A 17,283-nucleotide genomic window follows, 5' to 3' on the forward strand; every position below is an offset into this window, starting at 1 on the left:
GGCGCGACGGTCTGATCGTCGCGCTCGCAGTCCTCAGTTCACCGCTTGCTTTACGAGCGCGCCGATTCTTGCCTCGTCTTCGGCGGTCAACTTCGGCAGAGCGAAGGTGGTTGGCCACATGGCGCCGTCGTCGAGGTTCGCCTCGTCGCTGAAGCCGAGCGTCGCGTACCTCGTTTTGAACTTCTGTGCGCTCTGGAAGAAGCAGACGACCTTGCCGTCCTTGGCATACGCGGGCATCCCGTACCAGAGCCTCGGCGAGAGGGCTGGCGCGCTGGCTGTGATGACGGCATGCAGCCGCTCGGCCATGACGCGATCCGGTTCCGACATCTCGGCGATCTTCGCCAGCACGTCACCTTCACCGTCCGCCTTGGCCGTACGCGGCCCGCGGCGCGCGGCCGTCCGCAGTTCCTGGGCGTGTTCCTTCATCGCGGCTCGTTCCTCGCCCGTGAATCCCTCGTAGGTCTTGTCGTTCGCGGCGGTGCTCTCGGCGGACTTCTTCCTGTCTCTCATTGCAGGTCTTCCTCTCCTACGAGTTGGCTATGACATCGCGGTTTGGATCGGCACGCAGTCCAGCGCCCAGGTCCATGGCCAGTACTTCACATCTCGTCAGTGGTGCGCCGTACGCTGCGCCACTTGGCGGCATACGGCAGCATGAACAGATACAGACCCGCTCAGCGGTCCTGTAGCAGTCCGAGGACATTGCCGTCGGGGTCGGTGATGGTGGCCACCAGGCGGCCGCCACCGACGTCGCGCACGGGCTCCTTCACGGTGGCACCCGCCGCGGTCACCTCGGCCAGTTTCGCCTCGATGTCCGGCACGTGCCAATAGGCCACCGGCGAGGTCATGCCCTGCGGTCCGCCGGCCGGCACCAACCCGATCTGCTGGCCGTCGACCTCGTAGCCGACGTAGTAGGAGCTGTCGGTCTGCGGCGCTACGCCGAGCAGCGCGGTATACACCTCCTTGGCCTTCGGGAGGTCGGAAACGGGATGCAGCACGGTCTTGATCATGATTGCTCCTGAAGTCGTGGGTCACATCGACCTGGTTGGTGTGGTCGGTCATGACCACGGCTAGAGCATCTCCCGGCTGCGGCAGGCCAACATCCGTGCCGACCACGGGAACCACCACGGAGTGGCGCCTACGTATACGGCAGGATGGAACCCGTGGTAGCTCAGGCAGGGATTTCAGGCCGGGAGGCCGAGGTGCTGTCCCTGCTCGGGGAGCACCTCAGCAACGCGGAGATCGGCGCGCGGCTGTTCATCTCCGTCCGCACCGTCGAGACCCACGTGTCCTCGCTGCTGCGCAAGCTCGGTGCGCCGGACCGGCGGGCGCTCGCGCAGCTCGCGACCGAGTGGAGTCGGGCCGCGCGCGGGGGTGACGCGGCCCTCGGGCTGCCCGCGCCGGTGACCTCGTTCGTCGGCCGGGTACGGGAGCGGGCGGCGCTGGCCGAGGCGGTCAAAGCGCACCGGCAGGTGAGCGCGGTCGGCCCGGGCGGGGTCGGGAAGACCCGGCTGGCGCTGGCGATCGCGGCGCAGGCGGCCGGCGACTTCGCCGACGGTGTGTGGTTCGTCGACCTGGTCCCGGTCACCGACCCCGCCATGGTCGGGGCGGCGGTGGCCGCGGCGGTCGGCATCGGCGAGCAGCAGAGCCGTGGCATGGACGAGTCGGTGATCGCCGCGCTGGCCGACCGGCACGCCCTGCTCGTCCTGGACAACTGTGAGCACGTGCGAGACGGCGTGGCACCGTTCCTGGAGCGGCTGCTCGCCGGCTGCCCGCGGCTGACCGTGCTGGCCACCAGCCGGGCCCGGTTGATGGTGCCGTTCGAACGCGTCTATCCCATCCCGCCGCTGTCGCTGACCGGCGACGGTGACTCGGATGCGGTCGCGCTGTTCCTCGACCGGGCCGCGGCGGTGGGCTCGCCGCTGGCGCCGGAGCAGCGCGACCAGGCCGCAGAGATCTGCCGCGGGCTGGACGGCGTGGCGCTGGCGATCGAGCTGGCGGCCGCCCGGTTGCCCACGCTCGGCCTGGACGGCCTCGCCGACGTGCTCTCCGACCAGCTGCGGCTGCTGACCGGCGGCGCCCGGGCCGACGACCGGCACCGGTCGGTACGGGCCATGCTGGATTGGAGCCACGCCCTCCTCGAGCTGGCCGATCGTACGCTGCTGCGCCGCATCGCGGTCTTCGTGGCTCCGTTCACGGTGGACGCCGCTCGGCAGGTGGCCGGGTTCGCGCCGCTCGAAACGGCCGCGGTGGTGGACGGGCTGGCCCGGCTCACCGAGCAGAGCCTGCTGACGGCGACCCCTTCCCCTGGCGGCACCCGTTATCGCACGCTGGAGACCATCCGCCAGTACGGAGTGGAGCAGCTGTCTAGTGCCGGCGAGCTCGACGATGTCCGATCTCGCCACCTGCGCTGGTGCTTGGCGACTGCCACCGAGCTGGCGCGGGATACGCCGCCGGGCACCGGGGTGTGGCGAGCCAGGTTCGACACGGCGGCCGATGACATCCGGGCCGCCCTCGGTTGGGCGGCCGACGAGCCCGATCACCGTGCCAACGCGTACGGCCTGGCACTGGCCCTAGCTCAGCTGACCTTCACCAGGAATCTGGTCGGCGAGGCCCAGCAGCGGTACGAACAGGCGGCATCGCTCACCGGTGACCCGGTCGCCGCGGGGTCGGCGCTCCGGTACGCCGCGGCGGTGGCTGGTTGTCGCATGCGTGGCGAGGACATGTACCGGCTCTACCGCGCCGCCGCAGACACCGCACGTAGCGCCGGGGACACCGCCGGGGCCGCCCGCGACCTGGCCACGGCCGCGGCCACCGTCTATCGGTTCTCCGGCACGTTCTCCCTGCCGCCACCGCCGGGTGAGGCTGCGGTGCTGCTTTCCGCGGCACGCGAGCTGGCCGGCGACGACCCCGCTGCCCAGGCCGCGGTGGCCCTGGCCGAGTGCGGGGTTCTCACGGACGCCGTCGATGCGGACAGGGGGAAGCCAGACACGGCCGTGCCGGAGGCAATCGCGCTCGCCGAGCGGGCAGTCGACCTGGCTCACCGGACCGGCGATCCGCTGGCCCACAGCGCGGCCCTCGACGCGCTCACCGCTGCCCAGTGCTGGGCAGGCGATACCTTCGCCACCGCGGACACGACCCATCGACGAGTCGAGCTGCTCGCCTCGGTGCCGGTGACGCCAGCCAGCGCGCATGAGCGGGCGAACGCGCTCTCCGAGGCGGCCGAGACCTGCATCGGAGTGGGTGACCTGGAGGGGGCCCGCCGGTGGGGCGAGCAGCTTCGCGACCTGCCGTTACTGGCCGAACGGGGTGACTTCGCCACGTCCCGGCTACTGGTGGCGGATGCGCTGGCGGGCAACGTCGACGATGTGCTCGTCGGCAGCAGGCGGTTCCTCGATGCGTGGGAGCGCTCCGGAAGCCGGCATGCCCCCAACCTCGCGATGGCGGCGGCCGCGGTGGCGATGGTCCACGGCCTGCGCAAGGACGACGGGGCGAGAGCCGAGTGGCTGGCCGTCGTCGACAAGCTCGATATGGCACCAGAGCAGAAGGCCGGCTACAGCGCGGTGTTCGATGCGATCGTCTTCCTCCACCACGGTCGGGCCGACCGGGCCATGGCGGGGCTAGTGGCCGAGCCCGACGAGATGGACGAGTGGGTCATCTGGGTGTGGCAGCATTGGTATCTCGCGCTGCGTGCCGAGGCGGCCGCGCTCACCGGGAACCCCGACGCACGCCGCCGCATCACCGCCGCACGAACGATCGTGGCCGGCAATCCGATCGCCGGCGCCCAGCTGGAGCGGGCAGAGGCCCTACTCGACGGCGACCAGGACCGGATGCTCGCCGCCGCGGCGGCGTTCGACGCCGCCGGCTGCCGCTACCAGTGGGCGCGGACGCTCGTACTCACCAGCGGTGAGCATGCCGCGACCGGCGCGGCGGCCCTGGCCGACATCGGTCTTGCCGCCCTCGACACCCTCGCCATGCGTGCGGGCACCCGGCGCCGGTAGCGGCAGCGGTCGCGCTGAGGAGCCAGGCGATCTTGATGGCGATCGAGAGGTTGCGCGTGGCGGCCGAACACCCGAAAACGTTCGCGGGCAGACTCGCCCACCCGAGCCCGCCGCCGCCGACCCGGACGGGTCGATTCGGCTGACGGCCCGGGCCGGGGCGGTTCGCGGTACGGCGCCGGCGTGAGCGCCGGCCGCACAGCAGGATCCACCGTACGGCGACCTTGGGTACGCGTGCTCATCCGGATACCGACCCCGACGGGAAGGATCAGGCTGTGAACCAGACGACGTGGACGCGTACCCTGCTCGGCGGCCTGATCATCGGGGCGGCGACGGTCGGGGCATGGTGGGCCTGGCTGGGCTGGGAGACCGGGTACACGGTGGACCCGGAGACCGGCGCGACCAGCGGCCCGTACGCGCCGTGGCAGGTGGTCGGCTGCGTCCTCACCCTGGCCCTGATCGCCGCCGTCGGCGGCTGGCTGCTCAGCCCGTGGGTGGTGGTGCCGGTGATGACGGTCGCGTTCACGGTCGCCTGGGCGGCGCACGCCGCCTCGACCGACGACACCGGCCTCTGGGCGGTGGGAGCGGTCCTGGTCCTGGTCGGGACGGCCGCCGGTACCTCCATGGTGAGTGCCGGAGCCGGGCTGATCCGCCGCCGTACGCGCAGATCGCCCGGCTGACGGATGCCGTTGGCCTGGCGGCTGCAGACCTCGCCGGCCGACCACGTCGAGCAGGAACACGCCGGGCGGCGAGGCAGTCGCCTCGCCGCCCGCGTCGGCCACCCGCCTTAAAGAACGCTCAGGAGAGCGTCTTCAGGTAGTCGGGGTTGGTCTTCAGCCACTCGTCGACGGCCTTGGCCTCATCGCCCTTGTGGGCGTTGAACATCAGATCCTCCAGCGAGCCGAGCTGCTGGCCGTCCATCTTGAACTTCTCCAGCATCTTGGTGACCTCGGGGAAGTCCTTGCCGAAGCCCTTCCGGCCGAGGGTGTTGATCTGCTCGGCCTGACCCAACGTGCCCTTCGGGTCGGCCAGGTCCTTCAGCTCGTACTTGGCGTAGGCCCAGTGCGGGTGCCACAGGGTGACCACGATCGGCTTCTTGTCGGCGATCGCGCCGTCCAGGGCGGCGAGCATGGCCGGCGTGGACGAGGTCTTGAGCTTCATCGTGCCGTCCAGGCCGTAGCCGGGGAGCAACTTCTCCTGGGTGGCTTTGGTCAGGCCGGCGCCGGGCTCGATGCCGATCATCTCGCCGCCGAAGGTGCCGGCCCTGGCGGCCAGGTCCTCCAGCGAGTCGACGCCCTCGACGTACTTGGGCACGGCGATGCTGAGGCTGGCGTCGTCGTGCCAGACGCCGATCTTCTCCAGCTTGTCGCCGTACTTCTCGAGGTAGGAGGCGTGGGTCTGGGGCAGCCAGCCGTCCAGGAAGAGGTCGATGTCGCCGCTGGCGAGGCCGCCGTAGACGAGCCCGGCCTCCAGGTTCTTGAGCTGGACCCGGTAGCCCTTCTCCTCCAGGATGTGCTGCCAGAGGTGGGAGGCGGCGATAGCCTCGTCCCAGGCCATGTAGCCGATGGTGATCTTCTTGCCGTTGCCGGACGAGCCGCCGGAGTTCTCACCGCAGGCGGCGGCGCCACCCAGGGCCAGGGCGGCGGTCACCGCCAGCGCGACGACGCGCTTCAGGGTCGTGAACACGAGTATGTCCTTCCTTGCCTGTCTTTGAGCAGCCGGCGGACCCGCGTACGCGGGTACAGGGGTGCCGGCCGAGGGGCGGCGGTCAGGCCTGCCGCGCGAGGCGCTGCGCCCGCGCGGACGGGAAGCGGTCGCCCACCGAGTCGGTGATCCGGTCGAGCACCACGGCCAGGACCACGACGGCGATCCCGCCCTCGAAGCCGCTACCGACCTCGACCTGGGACAACGCGAACATGATCACGTCGCCCAGACCGCCGGCGCCGACCATCCCGGCGATGACCACCATCGACAGGGCCAGCATGATGACCTGGTTGACCCCGGTCATGATCGTGGGCAGGGCCAGTGGCACCTTCGTCCGGAGCAGCACCATCCACGGTGGCGCGCCGAACGACTCCGCGGCCTGGACGATCTCCTTGTCGACCTGCCGCAGGCCCAGCTCGGTCAGCCGTACGCCGGGCGGCATGCTGAACACCAGGGTGGCCAGCACACCGGGCACGGTGCCGATGCCGAAGAAGAAGATCGCGGGGATCAGGTAGACGAACGCCGGCATGGTCTGCATCAGGTCCAGCACCGGCCGGGCCACCGCGGAGGCGCGCCGGTTCTCCGCGACCAGGATGCCCAGCGGGATCGCCAGCATCAGGGAGAGCGCGCTGGCCACCAGGACCTGGGCCAGGGTGCTCATCGTCTCCTCCCAGTACGGCATCCCGGCCACCAGACCGAGGCCGACCGCGGTGCCGAGCCCGAACTTCCAGCCGCGCAGCCACCAGCCGAGCGCGGCGAGGACCAGCACGACCGCCACCGCGGGCACGCCGGTCAGCAGGTCGTCCAGCGGACGGACGAGGGCGTCGACCACGGCCGCGACCCCGTCGAAGAACGGGCCGAGCGTGCGGGTGGCCCAGTCGACGGCCGCCTCGGTCCAGGCGCCCAGGGGCACCCGGGGCAGTCCGGCGTCGAGCGGCGACTGCGTCAGGCTCATGCCGGCTCTCCCTTCGCGCCGAGCAGTTCGGTGTCGGGCCGCGTCGGCTCGTCCATCGGCGCCGTGTCGTCCACCATGGACACGTCGTCCGGAGTGGCGCTGGCCAGGGCGCTGAGCAGGGTGATCCGCGGGATGACGCCGGCCAGCCGGCCCTTCGCGTCCAGCACCGCCATCGGGTGCTGGCTCTCCGCGCAGTCGGCGAAGAGATCGGCCACGGCGGTGTCCTCCGACACCGTGCGGACCCGCTCGGTCGAGACGTACCCGTCGAGGCTCTGCCGGCCCTCCCGCAGCGCCCGCAGCACCTCGTCCTCGGTGACCGTGCCCAGGAACCGCTTCCCCGGGCCGGTCACGTAGACCACGGACGTCTGGGTCTCCCGCAGCGCGCGGGCGGCCACCCGAGGGCCGGCGTTGACGTCCAGGACGTGGTGCGGCTTCTCCATCACCGACGAGGCGGTCAGGATCCTGGTCCGGTCGACGTCGGCGACGAACTGCGCGACGTAGCCGTTGGCCGGGTCGGTGAGGATCTCCTCCGCGGTGCCGATCTGCACGATCCGGCCGTCCCGCATCACGGCGATCCGGTCGCCGAGCCGCATGGCCTCGTTGAGGTCGTGGGTGATGAAGACGATCGTCTTGCCCAGTTCGGCCTGCAGCTCCAGGAGCTGGTCCTGGATCTCGCGGCGGATCAGCGGGTCCAGCGCCGAGAACGCCTCGTCCATCAGCAGGATGTCGGTGCCGGCCGCGAGGGCCCGGGCGAGCCCGACCCGCTGCCGCATGCCCCCGGAGAGGTCGTGCGGCAGCTTGTCCGCCCAGTCCTCCAGGCCGACCATTCGCAGGGCGTCGAGGGCGCGCTCGCGGCGCTCCGCCTTGGGCAGACGGGCGACCTCCAGCGCGTAGCCGGCGTTCTCCAGCACGGTCCGATGAGGCATGAGCGCGAAATGCTGGAAGACCATGCTGATTTTCTCGCGCCGCAGCTTGCGCAGCGCCGCGGGCTTGAGCGAGGTCAGTTCGACCCCGTCGACCCGCACGCTGCCCTTCGTCGGGCGGAGCAGGCCGTTGAGCATCCGGATGAGCGTGGACTTGCCCGAGCCGGAGAGGCCCATCACGACGAAGATCTCGCCGGGCTTGACCTCGAAGTCCGCGTCGATCACGGCGGCGGTGGCCGGAAGACCGACCAGGGCCTCGGCGCGTGGCGCGCCGTTCGCGAGGCGCCTCACCGCCTCTTCACCTCTACTGCCGAATATTTTATAGAGTGACTTAACTGCGAGCGCGGACACGATCCCCTCTCCGACGAAAACCTCCGGCGGGTCATGCCATCGGTGGTCATCTTCGCGTCTCGTCCGTCGATATCAACATCTGTCACATTGAGCCGGCCACAGGGGCAGGCCCGGAAACTTACCGATGCAATTGACGAAAAGCCAGTCCGGAATGCGGGGACTGTGGATCTGCCCACAGAAATTCACGCCGTGGGTGTGCGTGGCGGGGCGCCGGATCCGGTCATCCCGTACGAGGTGGGGCGACCGAGCGGGCCAGGTCGAAGGGCGGCCGACCGGGGTGGCCGGGGTGTTTTGTGTGCGATCGTGCCAGCTCGCCGAAACGACGTCCCGGGTGGGGCCTTCGCTGGGATGTCCAGGCCCCGCTGGTGGGCGATTCCACGCAGCGTTCGGGGAGGTTCCGACCGGCTGATCGAGAACCGTCATACTCGACAATTTTCGGCGTGGATGTCGACGGTCGTCGCGATGTCCGGTTTTCCACCGCGAAATGCTTGTCGTCGTTCGAGGTGAATCGGCTGTACGGAGATTCTCTGGTGGAAGCCCCGGCGCCGTGACCGCCGCTGAGCATCTGCCTGGTGGCCGGGATCCCCGCGCGTCTGGCTCTAGTAACAGCTTCCGGAACGCGGCGCTGCTGGCGAAGATGGCCCCCGGGCTGAGTGGGGGGCCAGCACGGCGTACGCCTTCGGCAGGCGCCCGCGCGAGGCGGCAACGCGGGTCGTCAATTCGTCAATGTAGCGTTGACACGTGATGCCCGAGATGGCCCGGCTGGCGGAAGTGGCAGCTACCCGCGCCCGGCTGGACGAGCAGGAGCTGGAGCTCATCGACCGCGCACGGCACGGGGGTGCGACGTGGGCGCAGCTGGCTGCCGCGCTGGGCCTCGGCAGTCGGCAGGCCGCAGAGCAACGCCGCCAACGCCTGGCCGCCGCACGATGGTCGCGCCGGCGAATCCTCGATCTCAGGTACTCCTCGCGGATCGCGGCTTTACGGGGCGCAGTATCCGATCTTCAGCGGTGGATCGACGCGGACCGGCGCTGGGATTCGCGGTTCCGGCGTGCGGCTCTGGTGCGGAGCACCGCAGCGGCCGCCCTTGATGCCGACCCGGGCTCGCTGTACGCGTTGGCCTCGTACATCTCGGCTGACCTGACGAACGCGGGGCGGGAACCGTTGCCAGCGCCCGTGCGAGCTGTCGCGATGAGCATGGACGCGTTGCTGTCAACAGAACATTGACAGCGCCTGTCAACATTGCCGCCCTTCCACTCAAGATCGAGGATGTGAGTCGTCCCGGCTCAAGCTTTGGAGGACTCATGCGCCGCAATGCTGCCCTGTTCGTGGCGATCTCGCTGCTGTCGGGCTTCGGTAGCAGCGCCATGTCCCTGGTGGCCGGAATCTGGATTCTCGACCTCACCGGTTCCACCAGCCTCGCGGCCCTCGCCGGGCTCTGCGTGTACGCCCCCGTACTCGCCGGCCCGTGGCTGGGAGGTCTGCTCGACCGGGCGCCGCGGCGACCACTGGTGATGGCGGTCAACCTGACGTTGGCCACCGTCCTACTGAGCCTCTTGACCGTGCGGGGACCGAGCCAGACGTGGCTCATCTTCGCCGTGTCGTGCGCCTACGGCGTCAGCTACGTGTTGATCGACGCGGGCGAGACGGCGTTGCTGCCATCCGCGCTGTCGCCCACGGAACTCGGCGACGTCAACGGCTGGCGGTCCAGCGCTCAGGAGGGCATGAAGCTCGTGGCGCCCCTGGTCGGCGCAGGTCTCTACGCCTGGCACGGCGGCCACGCGGTCGTCGTGCTCAGCGCGGCGACGCCGGTCCTGGTCGCCGTCCTCTACGCGGCCGTGCGACTGAGGCGGCCGCCACCCGACCTGCCGACAGCCCGGCAGCACGGTTTCCGCGCAGGGCTCGCCGTCCTGTCGGGACACCGGACGATGCGGATCACCGTCGCGCTCGCGGCCGTGTCGATCGCGATGTCCGGCTTCACGACCGCGGCCAACTACGCGATCGTCACCACGGAGCTGGGCCTGCCGACGACGTTTCTGGGCGTACTGCTCAGCGCGCAGGGCACCGGGTCCATCCTCGGCGGCCTCGTCGTGGGTCGGCTCATCGTCCGGTGGAGTCCGGTCACCGTGGGCATCGCCGGTACCGCGCTGTTCGCCGTCAACTGCCTGGTGCGCTGCCTACCCTGGTGGCCCGGCACGGTTGCCGCCTCAGTGGTTGCCGGCATCGGCCTGCCCTGGACCCTGGTCGCAGCGGTGACCGCCGTGCAGACGCACACGCCGACCGCGCTGCTCGGTCGAGTGGCCGCGACTGCCAACACCGCGATGTTCGGACCCATCGCTCTGGCCATCCCACTCGGCTCCGCCGTCGTCCACCTCGGCGGCCGTCCCACGCTCGTGGCGGCTGCCGCGATCTGCCTGACTTCCGCGGTCGCCGCGGACGGGCGGATGCGAGGTGGGCGCTCGCCGGGCGCCGGCCGACCCCCTCTGCCGGCCGACCCCCTCCGCCGACCGGTGCGGTCCCGCGCTGCCCCCTCCGCCCCGGTCAGCCGGTGAACTCGGCGGTGACCGTGCGCATCGCCCGGATCAGGTCCCGCGCGGTGGGGACGCTGTCCGGGTCGACCAGCCACTGGGTCGCCAGCCCGCCGAGCAGCGTCTGGTGGAAGGCGCCGAGGGTCAGGGCCTCCGCCTCGTCCGTGGTCGGGTCGAGGTGGTGGAAGATCTCGGCCAGCCCCAGCCGGGCCTGCCGGTTGGCGGTGGCGAAGGCCTCGCGCAGCTCCGGGGCCCGATCCATCTGCGCGATCAGCTCGAACTGGATGGCCCAGAGCGGTCGCAGCCGGGCGAAGGACTCGATGACCCGGGTCCAGGCCGCCTCGAATCGCTGCTCCGGGGTGGCGTCCGGGCCGACGTCCGCCGTGAGGCTCCGGTGCAGTTCCTCGCCCCACTCCGCCATCGCCTCGATCAGGGCCTCGTTGAGCAGCGCCTTCGTGGTGCGGAAGTGGTAGCCGATGGCGGCCAGGCTGGTGCCGGACGCGGCGGTGATGTCCCGGGCGGTGGTGCCCGCGTACCCCTTCTCCATCAGGCAGCGCCTGGCGCCGGCGAGCAGGTCTTCCCGATTTCCCATGGTCGACAGCCTAGCCGATTCTGGAACAAACGTCTTGCACAAACGTCTTAGACAATCGTACAGTGAACTGCATGACGACCGTCCTGATCTCCGGCGCCAGCGTCGCCGGCCCCGCGCTCGCCTGGTGGCTGCGCCGCCACGGCTTCCGTCCGACCGTCGTGGAGCGCGCCCCCGCGCTGCGCGACGGCGGCTACAAGGTGGACATCCGGGGCGCGGCCCTGGCCGTGATCGACCGGATGGGCCTGCGCGGGCAGGTCGAGCGGCACGACACCGGGATGCGGTCGGCCCGCTTCGTGGACTCGGCCGGGGCGCAGCTCGCCACCATGGACGCCGCGCTCTTCGGCGGCCGGGAGGGCGACGACGCCGAGATCATGCGCGGCGACCTCGCCCGCATCCTCGCCGACGTCACCCGCGAGGTGGAGTACCTCTTCGACGACTCGATCGCCACGCTGACTCCGTCGGCCGACCGGGTCGAGGTGAGCTTCGAGCGGGGTCCGCGCCGGACGTTCGACCTGGTGATCGGCGCGGACGGGCTGCACTCGAACGTGCGGCGGCTGGCCTTCGGCCCTGAGTCGGCCCACCTGCGGCCGCTCGGGCACCACATCGCCATCTTCACCGTGCCGGCGGAGTTCGGCGAGGAGCGCGTCGAGCTGATGCACCCGACGCCGGGGCGGACCGTCGGCGTCTACCGCACGTCCGGCGCGCCGGACGCCAGGGCGATGTTCATCTTCCCGTCGCCGGAGGGCGCCTCCGGGCACCGGGACGTCGCCGGCCGCAAGGCGCTGCTGGCCGAGGCGTTCGCCGGCGTCGGGTGGCAGGTGCCGCGCCTGCTCGACGCGATGTGGAAGGCCTCCGACTTCTACTTCGACTCGATGAGTCAGGCCCGGATGGACCGCTGGTCGACCGGGCGGGTCGCCCTGGTCGGGGACGCGGCGTACGGGCCGTCACCGGCGTCCGGGCAGGGCACCAGCCTCAGTCTGGTCGGGGCGTACGTGCTGGCCACCTCCCTGGCCGCGGCGGCGGGCGACCCGGTCGCCGGCTTCGCCGACTACGAGCGGCGGATGCGTTCCTTCGTCGAGGCGAACCAGTCCCTCGCCGAGCGCAACCTCAAGGGCATGGTGCTCGGCTCGGCCGCGCAGATCCGGTTCCAGACGCTGATGCTGCGCCTGATGCCGCACCTGCCGGGCCGGGAGCGGATGATCCGCCGGGTGACCGAGCCGATCCGCAGGGCGGCCACCGCGATCACCCTCCCGGACACCCCGGAGCCGCGCGGGGCGTGAGGTCCGCCGGTCAGTGCGCCGGCGGTTCGGTGTGCAGGTGCTCGGCGTACGCGGCCCGCAGCTCGTCCCAGCCGAAGTTCGTCGCCTCGGCCCCGCGGATCGGGCCGACCGGGTCGCCGTCGAGCAGGTGGCCGGCGACGTCGAGGCAGAGGTGCCAGCCGGCGGCCATGATCGGTGCCAGCTCGGGCTTGTCGACGGTGTGCCGCAGGGTCAGCCGGGTGCCGGTGGCCGACGGGGTGAGCTCCCAGCGCAGCAGGCCGTCGCCCCAGGTGTACTCCAGCAGGGCCGGCCGCTCGGCGCGGAGCACGGTCGCCGGCCCGGGGAACCTCTCGTCGCCGTTGACCGTGGTCAGCGTGGCCTCGCCCGGGGTGCCCAGGTCCCGGCTGGCCAGGAACGGCGCCCACTGGGCGAGCCGGTCCGGTTCGGTCAGCGCGGCCCACACCTTCTCCGGCGGGTGCCGCACGTCCCGGACGAAGACCAGGTCCCAGCCGTCGTCGGCGGGCACCCGGGCGACCTCGGCGAGCGGGCCGGGTCGGAAGCTGTCGCGGTCCATGGTCACTCCTGACTGTCGAGATGGCGTTCGAGGGCGTCGAGGTGGTCCGCCCACAGCCGGCGGTACGGCCCGAGCCAGTCGTCCACGGCCCGCAGCGGGCGTACGTCGAGCCGGTAGATGCGCTGCTGGGCCGCCGTGCGGACGGTCACGAAGCCGGCCTCGCGGAGCACCTTGAGGTGCTTGGAGACGGCCGGTTGGCTCATCCCCAGCGCCTCCACCAGGTCGCCGACGCTGCTCTCGGCGCGGCGTAGCCGTTCCAGGATGCGGCGCCGGCTCGGCTCGGCCAGCACGGCGAAGGCGTCGACGGACACCACCCCAATATGCCTCCTAAAGCATATGACTGTCAAGGAATATGGCACGGTCCCGGCTCCGTGGGACCACGCCGCCCACGCCGACCGGACCGGCCCGGGTCACCCGCCGGCGGCCGTCCGGGGCGCCGGTCCCGGTCCGGGCGCGGGGCCGGGCTCGGGCTCCGGGGTGGGCGCCGGCACCGGAGCGGTCGGGTAGGCCGACGGCGCGCCGGCCGGGTCGGGGCCCACCCCGGTCGGGTCGATCTCCTCCTCGGAGGGGTGCACGTCGCCGCGCAGGGTCGGATCGCGATAGCTGCTCATCCGCGTATGTTTCCCCCTCGACGCCGCCGCAACCGTGCCCGATCGCCCGGTGTCCACCCCTTGACAAGCCGACGGATGATGCACCCGACCACGACGCCGCGAACGGGGGTACGACATGGAGCTGCACCGGAACCGAGGGCCGTTGGTGCTGGCCGCCGTCTGCGTCGTCGGCGGCGTGACCGTGCTGGCCGTCGGCGGCGCCAGCCGGTTCCTGTCGACGCTGGTCGCGGTGGGCGCAGCCGTGCTCGGCGGCGTGGTGCTGCTCGGCGCGCTGCGGCCGTTCCGCTTCGCGATCGGCCCGGACGGTCTGGACGTCCGGCGGCCCGGCCTGCGCGGGACGTACCGGTGGGAGCAGTTCGACGCGCTGGCGCTCGCCGACGGGCCGCCGGTGCAGGGCCGTCCCGGGACGCCACGGTTGCTCGGCGTGCCCGGCGCGGCGTTGCCTCCCGAGGTGCGGGCCACCGCGCGCCACCCCGTCGACGGGCGGGCCGCCGTCGAGCTGCTCGACCTGGTCCAGGTGCGCCAGAGCGCCGACGAGGTGGCGGCCGCCCTGGCCCGGCACGCGGGCGACCGCTTCACCGACACCCGGACCCGCGTCGCCGCGCGGCTCGTCGGCACCGACCTCGACTTCACCGAGAGCCTGCGGGGCTACCGGACCGAGCGGATCGACGAGCTGGTCCGGCGTGCTCAGGTGGCGCTGGCCCACGGCGACGCGGTGGCGCGGCAGGCGGCCCGCTCCGAGATCGAGCAGGCTCGGGCGGCCGGTCTGCCGGTGGCGCTGCGCGGGTACTCCGTCCTCCAGGTCGACGTGGCGCTCGACGCGCTCTGCGCCGCGCTGGCCGACCCCGCCGCCAACGACCGGAAGACCGCCCTGTGACCGACGCCCCGACCGCCACCGACGGCCCGCTCACCGGCGCCGCCCGGACGACCAGCGCCGTCACCCCGTACCGCCACGCCGGCAGGAACTGGGCCGGAAACGTCCGCTACGCCGCCCGACGGCGACACGAACCGTCCAGCGTGGATGAACTGCGCCGACTGGTCGCCGGCAGCGCCCGGATCCGGGCCGTCGGCACCGGGCACTCCTTCAACCGGCTCGGCGACACCACCGGCGACCTGGTCTCGCTGTCCGGCCTGCCGCCCGCCATCGCGCTGGACCCGGAGCGCGGCACGGTCACCGTCGCCGCCGGCCTCCGGTACGGCGACGTCGCCACCCGGCTGCACGCCCAGGGGTACGCCCTGGCCAACCTGGCCTCCCTGCCCCACATCTCGGTGTCCGGCGCGGTGGCCACCGGCACCCACGGCTCGGGCGACGCCCACGGCAACCTGGCCACCGCGGTCGCCGCCCTCGAACTGGTCACCGCCGACGGTGACCTGCTGACCGTCGACCGCGCCGACGACCGGTTCGCCGGCATGGTGGTCAACCTCGGCGCGCTCGGCGTGGTCAGCCGGGTGACCCTGGACGTGGTGCCCACCTTCGACGTCCGGCAGTACGTCCGGCTCGGCCTGCCGCGCGACGCCCTCGATGCCGCCTTCGCCTCCGCGTACAGCGTCAGCGCTTTCACCGACTGGCGCTCGGCGCGGGTCGATCAGGTGTGGCGCAAGCAGCGCGCCGACCAGCTGCCGCCCGCGGCGGACTGGCTCGGCACGACGGCGGCCCCGGCGCAGCGTCACCCGGTGCCCGGCATGCCGGCGGTGAACTGCACCCCGCAGCTCGGCGTGGCCGGGCCGTGGCACGAACGGCTGCCGCACTTCCGGCTCGGCTTCACCCCGAGCAGCGGCGACGAGCTCCAGTCGGAGTACCACGTGGCGCGCGACGTGGCCGCCGACGCACTGGCCGCCCTGGACGCGGTGGCCGACCGGATCGCCGCCGTGCTGCAGATCTGCGAGCTGCGTACGGTCGCCGCCGACCCGCTCTGGCTGAGCCCGAACCACGGGCGGGACAGCCTGGCGATCCACTTCACCTGGATCGGTGACGAGGCGGCGGTGCTGCCGGTGGTGGCCGCGGTGGAGGAGCGGCTGGCGCCGTTCGCGCCGCGCCCGCACTGGGGCAAGGTATTCGGCCTGGACCCGGCGGCGGTCGCCGCCGCGTATCCCCGGTACGCCGACTTCCTCGCCCTGCTGGCGGAGCTGGACCCGGCCGGGAAGTTCCGGACCGAATTGCTGGACCGCTACCTTCCCCGGCGCTGAAGGCCGGGCTGGACCTGGTAGGCGAACCAGGGCAGGAAGAACTGGGTGATCGGGCCCACCGCCAGCGCGTACAGCACGGTGCCGACGCCCACGCTCCCGCCGAGCAGCCAGCCCACGGCGAGCACGGTGATCTCGATCAGGGTGCGGACGAGCCGGATGGAACGGCCGATGGCGGCGGACGCCGCCGGTCATCACGACGATGTTGGCGACGGTGCCGAACGTCGGTCGCGGCCGGAGGGGGATCCCCGAGGATCACGTGCAGGAGGTGTTCCTGCGGGGGCGTTCCTCGCCGCCATCCAGCTGCTGCCGCCCCGCCAGCGGGCCGTGCTCCGTCCCTTCGCGCTGATCGTGTTGCGCCCGAAGGCGGGCCTCCTCGCCGCGATGGAGGTGTTCGAGGCACCCGGCCTGTTCGCTGCCTTCGCCCTCCCGGCGAGCCTGGACGCCTAGCGGCCCCTCGTCGTCATCTGCTCGCGCATGCTGCCGCGCTGCACCGCGCGGCTGATGTCGCTCGGCGAGACGATCCCGACCAGCCGCTGGTCGGTCACCACCAGCGCCCGGCCATCGGCGCACTCGCTGAGCCGGGGGAGCAGGTCGTTGAGCGCCTCGTCCGGGGCGGCGAGCACCAGCTCGTCGGCTCGGCAGGACACCTCGCCCAGCGTGGTGGTGGCCCGCCGCTCGGCGGGGATGCCGCGGACCCGGTCCAGGGTGACCAGCCCGACCGGGTGGCCGTCCTCGGTCAGCGGCAGCGCCGAGTGCCGGTACGCGAAGAGGTAGTGGTCCACGAAGTCGGCGACGGTCATGTCGCCGGAAGCGGTCTGCGGCTGCGGCGTCATCACCTCGCCGACCCGCACCCCGCGCAGCGCGCTGCCCATCCGGGCCTGCCGTTCCTCCATGCCGGCCGCACCGATCAGGAACCAGCCGATCAGCGCCAGCCAGAGCCCGCCGACCCCGGCGCCGGTCAGGAACCGCCAGAGCCCGAAGGCGATCAACAGGGCACCGAGGCCCCAGCCCGCGCGGGCCGCCACCACGGACGCCTTCGTCCGGTCACCGGTCGCCTTCCACACCGCGGCCCGCAGCAGCCGGCCGCCGTCCAGCGGCGCGGCCGGCAGCACGTTGAAGATCGCCAGCAGGATGTTGATGCCGGCCAGCCAGGACAGTGCGCCGAGCAGCAGCCCGTGCGCACCGGCCAGGGCGAGCACCACCGCGATGCCGCCGAAGAAGAACCCGATCAGCAGGCTGACCAGCGGCCCGACGCCGGCGATGCGCAACTCGGCGCCGGGGTCCCGCGCCTCACCCTTCAGCTCGGACACGCCGCCGAAGAGCCAGAGCGTGATCCCTCCGACGCCGATCCCGTTGCGTTTGGCCACCACCGCGTGGGCCACCTCGTGGGCGAGCAGGCCGACGAAGAAGACCACCGCCGCGCTCAGCCCCGCCAGCACGTACGCCCAGGTCGAGTGGCCGGGGTAGGAGCGTGGGAACAGACTGGCCGACAACGCCCAGGCGATCAGCAGGAAGATGACCAGGACGCTCCAGTTGACCCCGACGGGTACGCCCGCGATCCGGCCAAGCCGGAAGCTCGCCCTCATACGTCCGTCATACCCCCGCGT

General features: G+C 72.0%; 19 protein-coding genes. 8 read left to right on the forward strand and 11 right to left on the reverse strand.

Annotated elements, in window-relative coordinates; translation table 11 throughout:
- Positions 1-33 precede the first annotated feature (33 nt).
- A complete protein-coding gene (locus GA0070613_RS16430; protein WP_089013105.1) occupies positions 34-510 on the reverse strand; it encodes an iron chaperone in 477 nt (158 codons plus the stop codon).
- A 161-nt stretch (positions 511-671) separates the two neighbouring features.
- Positions 672-1,007 carry a VOC family protein gene (locus GA0070613_RS16435; protein ID WP_089013106.1) on the reverse strand — a complete coding sequence of 112 codons (336 nt, stop codon included), beginning with the start codon at positions 1,005-1,007 and terminating at the stop codon, positions 672-674.
- Between the two features lie 144 nt (positions 1,008-1,151).
- Here GA0070613_RS16435 and GA0070613_RS16440 point away from each other — a divergent pair, with 144 nt between their 5' ends.
- Together GA0070613_RS16440 and GA0070613_RS16445 are read left to right on the forward strand one after the other, a co-directional pair.
- A complete protein-coding gene (locus tag GA0070613_RS16440) occupies positions 1,152-3,998 on the forward strand; it encodes an ATP-binding protein (protein ID WP_089013107.1) in 2,847 nt (948 codons plus the stop codon).
- 272 nt (positions 3,999-4,270) lie between these two features.
- Positions 4,271-4,675: a hypothetical protein gene (locus tag GA0070613_RS16445; RefSeq protein ID WP_089013108.1), complete on the forward strand. Its 405-nt coding sequence runs from the start codon at positions 4,271-4,273 to the stop codon at positions 4,673-4,675.
- Between the two features lie 118 nt (positions 4,676-4,793).
- On the opposite strand, the gene GA0070613_RS16450 is transcribed toward GA0070613_RS16445, so the two are convergent.
- The 3 genes from GA0070613_RS16450 to GA0070613_RS16460 form a co-directional block, all read right to left on the reverse strand.
- Complete coding sequence (locus tag GA0070613_RS16450; RefSeq protein WP_089013109.1) at positions 4,794-5,681, reverse strand: glycine betaine ABC transporter substrate-binding protein; 888 nt, start codon at positions 5,679-5,681, stop codon at positions 4,794-4,796.
- A gap of 82 nt (positions 5,682-5,763) precedes the next feature.
- The gene (locus tag GA0070613_RS16455; protein WP_089013110.1) at positions 5,764-6,654 is read right to left on the reverse strand and encodes an ABC transporter permease; all 891 of its coding nucleotides are present in this window, start codon (positions 6,652-6,654) and stop codon (positions 5,764-5,766) included.
- Complete coding sequence (locus GA0070613_RS16460; protein WP_331716735.1) at positions 6,651-7,931, reverse strand: quaternary amine ABC transporter ATP-binding protein; 1,281 nt, start codon at positions 7,929-7,931, stop codon at positions 6,651-6,653. Before GA0070613_RS16460 ends, GA0070613_RS16455 begins: the two co-directional genes overlap by 4 nt.
- Positions 7,932-8,672: 741 nt before the next feature.
- Here GA0070613_RS16460 and GA0070613_RS16465 point away from each other — a divergent pair.
- Together GA0070613_RS16465 and GA0070613_RS16470 are read left to right on the forward strand one after the other, a co-directional pair.
- Positions 8,673-9,152: a hypothetical protein gene (locus tag GA0070613_RS16465; protein ID WP_408631004.1), complete on the forward strand. Its 480-nt coding sequence runs from the start codon at positions 8,673-8,675 to the stop codon at positions 9,150-9,152.
- Positions 9,153-9,229: 77 nt separating this feature from the next.
- A complete protein-coding gene (locus GA0070613_RS16470; protein ID WP_089013113.1) occupies positions 9,230-10,477 on the forward strand; it encodes an MFS transporter in 1,248 nt (415 codons plus the stop codon).
- On the opposite strand, the gene GA0070613_RS16475 is transcribed toward GA0070613_RS16470, so the two are convergent.
- A complete protein-coding gene (locus GA0070613_RS16475; protein ID WP_089013114.1) occupies positions 10,467-11,045 on the reverse strand; it encodes a TetR/AcrR family transcriptional regulator in 579 nt (192 codons plus the stop codon). The genes GA0070613_RS16470 and GA0070613_RS16475 overlap by 11 nt on opposite strands.
- A gap of 71 nt (positions 11,046-11,116) precedes the next feature.
- Here GA0070613_RS16475 and GA0070613_RS16480 point away from each other — a divergent pair, with 71 nt between their 5' ends.
- A complete protein-coding gene (locus GA0070613_RS16480) occupies positions 11,117-12,325 on the forward strand; it encodes an FAD-dependent monooxygenase (RefSeq protein ID WP_089013115.1) in 1,209 nt (402 codons plus the stop codon).
- A gap of 10 nt (positions 12,326-12,335) precedes the next feature.
- On the opposite strand, the gene GA0070613_RS16485 is transcribed toward GA0070613_RS16480, so the two are convergent.
- The 3 genes from GA0070613_RS16485 to GA0070613_RS16495 form a co-directional block, all read right to left on the reverse strand.
- Positions 12,336-12,878: an SRPBCC family protein gene (locus GA0070613_RS16485; RefSeq protein ID WP_089013116.1), complete on the reverse strand. Its 543-nt coding sequence runs from the start codon at positions 12,876-12,878 to the stop codon at positions 12,336-12,338.
- A gap of 2 nt (positions 12,879-12,880) precedes the next feature.
- The gene (locus GA0070613_RS16490; RefSeq protein ID WP_089015989.1) at positions 12,881-13,189 is read right to left on the reverse strand and encodes an ArsR/SmtB family transcription factor; all 309 of its coding nucleotides are present in this window, start codon (positions 13,187-13,189) and stop codon (positions 12,881-12,883) included.
- 99 nt (positions 13,190-13,288) lie between these two features.
- Complete coding sequence (locus GA0070613_RS16495; protein WP_231929920.1) at positions 13,289-13,489, reverse strand: hypothetical protein; 201 nt, start codon at positions 13,487-13,489, stop codon at positions 13,289-13,291.
- 115 nt (positions 13,490-13,604) lie between these two features.
- Here GA0070613_RS16495 and GA0070613_RS33455 point away from each other — a divergent pair, with 115 nt between their 5' ends.
- Together GA0070613_RS33455 and GA0070613_RS33460 are read left to right on the forward strand one after the other, a co-directional pair.
- Positions 13,605-14,366, forward strand: coding sequence for a hypothetical protein (locus GA0070613_RS33455; RefSeq protein ID WP_089013117.1), 762 nt, complete (start codon positions 13,605-13,607; stop codon positions 14,364-14,366).
- Positions 14,367-14,506: 140 nt separating this feature from the next.
- Positions 14,507-15,676: an FAD-binding protein gene (locus GA0070613_RS33460; protein ID WP_231929837.1), complete on the forward strand. Its 1,170-nt coding sequence runs from the start codon at positions 14,507-14,509 to the stop codon at positions 15,674-15,676.
- Here GA0070613_RS33460 and GA0070613_RS16510 read toward each other — a convergent pair.
- Positions 15,658-15,801, reverse strand: a complete 144-nt coding sequence (locus tag GA0070613_RS16510; RefSeq protein WP_231929243.1) for a hypothetical protein — start codon at positions 15,799-15,801, stop codon at positions 15,658-15,660. The two genes, GA0070613_RS33460 and GA0070613_RS16510, sit on opposite strands and share 19 nt — an antisense overlap.
- 1 nt (position 15,802) lies before the next feature.
- Between GA0070613_RS16510 and GA0070613_RS34400 the strand changes: the two genes are divergently transcribed.
- Positions 15,803-16,123, forward strand: a complete 321-nt coding sequence (locus tag GA0070613_RS34400; RefSeq protein ID WP_089013119.1) for a sigma-70 family RNA polymerase sigma factor family protein — start codon at positions 15,803-15,805, stop codon at positions 16,121-16,123.
- On the opposite strand, the gene GA0070613_RS16520 is transcribed toward GA0070613_RS34400, so the two are convergent.
- Complete coding sequence (locus tag GA0070613_RS16520; protein ID WP_089013120.1) at positions 16,120-17,262, reverse strand: site-2 protease family protein; 1,143 nt, start codon at positions 17,260-17,262, stop codon at positions 16,120-16,122. The two genes, GA0070613_RS34400 and GA0070613_RS16520, sit on opposite strands and share 4 nt — an antisense overlap.
- Positions 17,263-17,283: the final 21 nt, after the last annotated feature.

The organism is Micromonospora inositola (genome assembly GCF_900090285.1).
GTDB lineage: Bacteria > Actinomycetota > Actinomycetes > Mycobacteriales > Micromonosporaceae > Micromonospora > Micromonospora inositola.